Source organism: Mycobacterium sp., assembly GCF_049802695.1.
Taxonomy (GTDB): Bacteria; Actinomycetota; Actinomycetes; order Mycobacteriales; family Mycobacteriaceae; genus Mycobacterium.
In genome coordinates this window covers 1-4,640 of sequence record NZ_JBARMY010000471.1, presented here as the reverse complement: position 1 = coordinate 4,640, position 4,640 = coordinate 1, and the positions used below count along the sequence as shown (strand labels likewise).

Here is a 4,640-nt window from a genome sequence, read left to right as displayed (position 1 = left end):
GGATGGTCGACGACCACCTGCGCGCCTGCTGGGTGCCCGCGGCGGCTTAGCGGCGATCGCAAGCGCGGCGAAGCCGGGCGCCGCGGATCGCCGCCCGACGATACAGCCGAACCGCCGACAACCGGGTCTTGCACACCCGCCAGTTTCGATAGGGAACAATGGAGGGGTGTATCGGCAGTTCAATGCCGGGTGTGGGGCGTGCCCGGCATGCAGCCGGTCCGTGACGGCGGGCCAGCTCGACTCTGGAGGGAGCACTCGATGGCGGCGATGAAGCCCCGGACTGGCGACGGTCCTCTCGAAGCGACCAAGGAGGGGCGCGGCATCGTGATGCGAGTACCTCTGGAGGGTGGCGGTCGACTCGTCGTCGAGCTGACGCCTGACGAAGCCGCCGCGTTGGGTGACGAACTCAAGGGCGTTACCAGCTAGACCCGGTCGAACGAAACACCGTCGGCGCCTGCCGAACCCTCGGCGCTCCCGCACACCTTCCGATAGATCTCCAGCGTCTGCCGGGCGATGTGCGCCCAGGAAAACTCCTCGATGCAACGCTGACGCCCGGTCCGCCCGTACCGCTCCGCCCGGCCGGGATCAGCGATCAAGGCGTTGACGGCATCGGCCAGCGCACCTTCGTAGTCGCCCGGGTTGTCGTATTGATAGTGCACCAGCGAACCAGTGACCCCGTCGACGACCACCTCGGGTATCCCGCCGACGTCGGAGGCAACTACCGCTGTCCCGCACGCCATCGCCTCCAAATTGACGATGCCCAACGGTTCATACACCGAAGGGCACACAAAAACCGTTGCAGCCGAGAGGATTTCGCGAACCTGTCCGATCGGCAGCATTTCTCGCAGCCAGAACACGCCGGACCGCTTGTGCGCCAATCCGGTTACCGCGGTACCGACTTCAGCGGCGATCTCAGGAGTATCCGGCGCGCCGGCGCACAGCACCACCTGCACCTCGGGGCTGAACCGGTGCGCGGCGGCGACCAGGTGAGCAACACCTTTCTGGCGGGTGATTCGGCCGACGAAGGCCACGATCGGCAGGCTGAGATCAACGCCCAATTGCGCCAGCACCGAATCACCCGGCACCGGCGCGACCGGGTACCACACGTCGGTGTCGATACCGTTTTTCACGACGTGCACTTTGCTCGGATCCAGCGCGGGATAGAGCCGCAGCACGTCGTCCCGCATGCCCGAGCTGACGGCGATGACGGCGTCGGCGGCGCTCATCGCAGTGCGTTCCACCCATAACGACAACCGGTATCCGCCGCCCAATTGCTCGGCTTTCCACGGTCGCATCGGTTCGAGCGAATGCGCGGTCACCACATGCGGGACCTCGTGCAGCAGCGACGCCAGATGGCCGGCGAGCCCGGTGTACCAGGTGTGCGAGTGCACGACGTCGACCGTCGCAGCGGCGTTGGCCATCACCAAGTCACTCGACAGCGTCGCCAGAGCGGGGTTGGCTCCCAGCAACCGCGAGTCGGGCTGGTGGACGAAAACACCCGGGCGCGGCGCGCCCATGCAGTGCACCTCGACCTCGCAGAGCTGGCGTAGCTGCGCGACCAGTTCGGTGACGTGGACCCCTGCCCCGCCGTACACCTCCGGCGGATATTCGCGCGTCATCATTCCCACCCGCATATCGGGCACGCTAGCTGTCCGCCGGCGTGCGGGTCGGAGGGGACCCCGGCTTGTCCCGGTGGGGGCGGCCGGGAGGGCCGCCGGGGTTTACGGGGGCGTCGGGGTGGCAATCCTGAGTCGGAACCGCACCAAATTCGTTGACCGACAGTCCGTCAGCCGTGCCAAATCGTGCGGTTGCGGTAGCAGCGCTCGAATGCGCCCGTTAGGTTTGTGACATGAGGGAAGCGCCACAGGTGCTGGGCATCGTCCTGGCCGGTGGGGAAGGCAAGCGGTTGTACCCGCTGACCGCTGACCGGGCCAAACCCGCGGTTCCCTTCGGCGGCGCCTACCGGCTTATCGACTTCGTGCTCTCCAACCTCGTCAATGCGCGTTTCCTCAAGATCTGTGTGCTGACCCAATACAAGTCGCATTCCTTGGACCGCCACATCTCGCAGAACTGGCGGCTGAGCGGGTTGGCCGGCGAGTACATCACTCCGGTTCCCGCACAGCAGCGCCTGGGGCCGCGCTGGTACACCGGTTCCGCTGACGCAATTTACCAGTCGATGAACTTGGTCTACGACGAAGATCCCGACTACATCGTCGTTTTCGGCGCTGACCACGTTTACCGGATGGACCCCGAACAGATGGTGCGGTTCCACATCGAGAGCGGTGCCGGGGCCACCGTGGCCGGCATCCGGGTGCCCCGCGCCGAGGCGCCGGCGTTCGGCTGCATCGACGCCGACGACTCCGGCCGCATCCGGAACTTCATCGAAAAGCCGGTAAAGCCGCCGGGGACACCCGACGACCCGGAGAGCACATTCGTCTCGATGGGCAATTACATCTTCACCACCAAGGTGCTTATCGACGCCATCCGCGCCGACGCCGAGGATGACCGCTCCGACCACGACATGGGCGGTGACATCATCCCGCGGCTGGTGTCCGACGGGCTGGCCGCGGTCTACGACTTCTCCAACAACGAGGTGCCCGGCGCCACCGACCGGGATCGGGCTTACTGGCGCGACGTGGGGACGCTGGATGCGTTCTACGACGCCCACATGGACCTGGTGTCAGTGCATCCTGTGTTCAACCTGTACAACAAGCGCTGGCCCATTCGCGGCGCGCAGGAGAATTTGGCGCCGGCCAAATTCGTCAACGGCGGCTCCGCGCAAGAGTCGGTAGTCGGGGCGGGCAGCATCATTTCAGCTTCCTCGGTGCGTAACTCGGTGCTGTCGTCGAACGTGGTGGTTGACGACGGTGCGATCGTCGAGGGCAGCGTGCTGATGCCAGGCGCCCGGGTCGGCCGCGGCGCGGTGGTGCGGCACGCCATCCTGGACAAGAACGTCGTCGTCGGGCCGGGGGAAATGGTGGGCGTCGACCTGGAGAAAGACCGAGAGCGCTTTGCGATCAGCGCCGGCGGCGTGGTCGCCGTGGGCAAGGGTGTGTGGATCTAGCCTCCTGGCGCGGGCGTCCGCATGCCGTGCGCGATCACCACAGGTAAGGCACCAGCCGGTAATGCACCCGCCGGGTGTAATCCCGGTAGCCATCTAGTTCGTGCTCGAGCAGTTGCTCTTCGTCGCGTATGCGGATTGCGAGCACTATCAGCCCGGGTAGGACGAATACCAGAGCCCAGTAAGAGTCCAGCGCCAGCGGCATGCCGACCATCAGGATCAGATTGCCGGTGTACATCGGGTGACGGACGAGTCCATATAGACCGGTGGAGACCAGTGTTTGCGCCGGCTCTACCGTGACGTTGGCGGCCGCATAGCTGTTTTGAACGATCACCATCATGGCAATGCCAAGTCCGACCGCAACCAGGAAATCTCCGACCAAGGAGACCATCCATGGCACCGGCGACCAGCCGAAGCGATGATCAAGTCCGCTGACCACGAACATGGCCGCGAACGCGACGAACACGACGGAGATGATGACCTTTTGCACCATCCTGGTCTCGGACAACGGCCCCACACGCATGCGCCGCTCAAGCGCGTCCGGGTTTTTCCGCATCAGGTAGACGCTGGGGATCCACGTCGAGACCGCGAAGACGGCCAGGAACACCCAAGCCTGCCAATAATGGAAGGTGCCGGCCGGCAAAAACAACAGCAACCCGAAGGCGGCAAGCCCCAACACGGCTGAAAATAGGCCCTTTGCAACGGTATTCACGTTGGCTTCCCTCAGTTCCGTATGTCGCGGCGCCGAAAGGCCGCTGTTCCCAGCGCAATCAGCGTTGCGTCGATTATCACAAGCCACAGCAGCGGAACCGCAGTGAAGTCACCGCCAGCCACCCGGGGTACATGCGCGAACGGTTCGATGTCCAGCAGCCACTGCGGGAAACCCGACAACGAACCCAGCAGGTACAGCGCGACGAAACCGACCAGCACGCCCCACACCGCCGGTGTGAATCGCGGAGCCCACCCGAACACGGCGACACCCACCGCGGCCGGCAGCCACACCGCGGGCAGTTGCACTGCTGCGGTCGCCAGCACAGTCGGCAGTTTGCCGCTGACGTCGCCGGCGGCGACACCGTACGTCATACCGGCGGCCAGCCCGGCCAGCAGCAGGGCAGCGGCTGACCCGCATACCGCGATGGTGAGATGGCTTGCCAGCCAACGGCTTCTGGGCACTGCGCCGGCCAATAGCGTCTCGGCGCGCTGGCTGCTCTCTTCCTGGGCAAGGCGCAGGAACACCGAAACGGTGAAAGCGGCGGCGACCATAGCGAGCAAGCAGAACGACGCGTCGACGAATGCCTGCTCCAGCGCACCGGTGCCGCCCATTCGGGCGACGATATGGCGGACCGCGGTGCTGTTGCCTACCTCATCGCCGATGCCGTGCACAACGCTGCCGATCAGCAGTCCGTAAAGACCCAGGCCAATCGTCCACAGCAGCAGGCTGCCGCGGTCGAGCCGCCACGCCAGCCCCAGCGCGTGACGCAGCAACGGCGAGGCGGTGCCGCGACCGCGACGCTCAGGAATCAGTCCCGCGCCGACGTCACGGCGGGCCAGCAGCCGGTAGGCCAGAGCGGTCAACGTC

The 4,640-nt window shown here is 65.6% G+C and carries 4 protein-coding genes and 1 pseudogene; 2 read left to right on the top strand and 3 right to left on the bottom strand.

Annotated elements, in window-relative coordinates:
• The first annotated feature begins 258 nt into the window (after nt 1–258).
• Entirely contained in the window at nt 259–426 is a 168-nt protein-coding gene (locus tag WA317_RS18865) for a DUF3117 domain-containing protein (protein ID WP_003406247.1), read from the top strand.
• Here the strand turns inward: WA317_RS18865 and glgA are convergent.
• Complete coding sequence (glgA, locus tag WA317_RS18860) at nt 423–1,634, bottom strand: glycogen synthase (protein ID WP_425174484.1); 1,212 nt, start codon at nt 1,632–1,634, stop codon at nt 423–425. The genes WA317_RS18865 and glgA overlap by 4 nt on opposite strands.
• Before the next feature lie 215 nt (nt 1,635–1,849).
• On the opposite strand from glgA, the gene glgC reads away from it, so the two are divergent.
• Nucleotides 1,850–3,064, top strand: a complete 1,215-nt coding sequence (gene glgC / locus WA317_RS18855; RefSeq protein ID WP_425174483.1) for a glucose-1-phosphate adenylyltransferase — start codon at nt 1,850–1,852, stop codon at nt 3,062–3,064.
• A 34-nt stretch (nt 3,065–3,098) separates the two neighbouring features.
• On the opposite strand, the gene WA317_RS18850 is transcribed toward glgC, so the two are convergent.
• Both WA317_RS18850 and WA317_RS18845 read right to left on the bottom strand, forming a co-directional pair.
• Entirely contained in the window at nt 3,099–3,773 is a 675-nt protein-coding gene (locus WA317_RS18850; RefSeq protein ID WP_425174482.1) for an isoprenylcysteine carboxylmethyltransferase family protein, read from the bottom strand.
• A gap of 11 nt (nt 3,774–3,784) precedes the next feature.
• Nucleotides 3,785–4,640, bottom strand: a pseudogene (locus tag WA317_RS18845) (ABC transporter permease); the annotation flags it as partial.

Bases quoted from the DNA above. Each gene is read 5' to 3' on its own strand.
- WA317_RS18865 (WP_003406247.1), top strand. From the start codon at position 259: ATGGCGGCGATGAAGCCCCGGACTGGCGACGGTCCTCTCGAAGCGACC.
- glgA (WP_425174484.1), bottom strand. From the start codon at position 1,634: ATGCGGGTGGGAATGATGACGCGCGAATATCCGCCGGAGGTGTACGGC.
- glgC (WP_425174483.1), top strand. From the start codon at position 1,850: ATGAGGGAAGCGCCACAGGTGCTGGGCATCGTCCTGGCCGGTGGGGAA.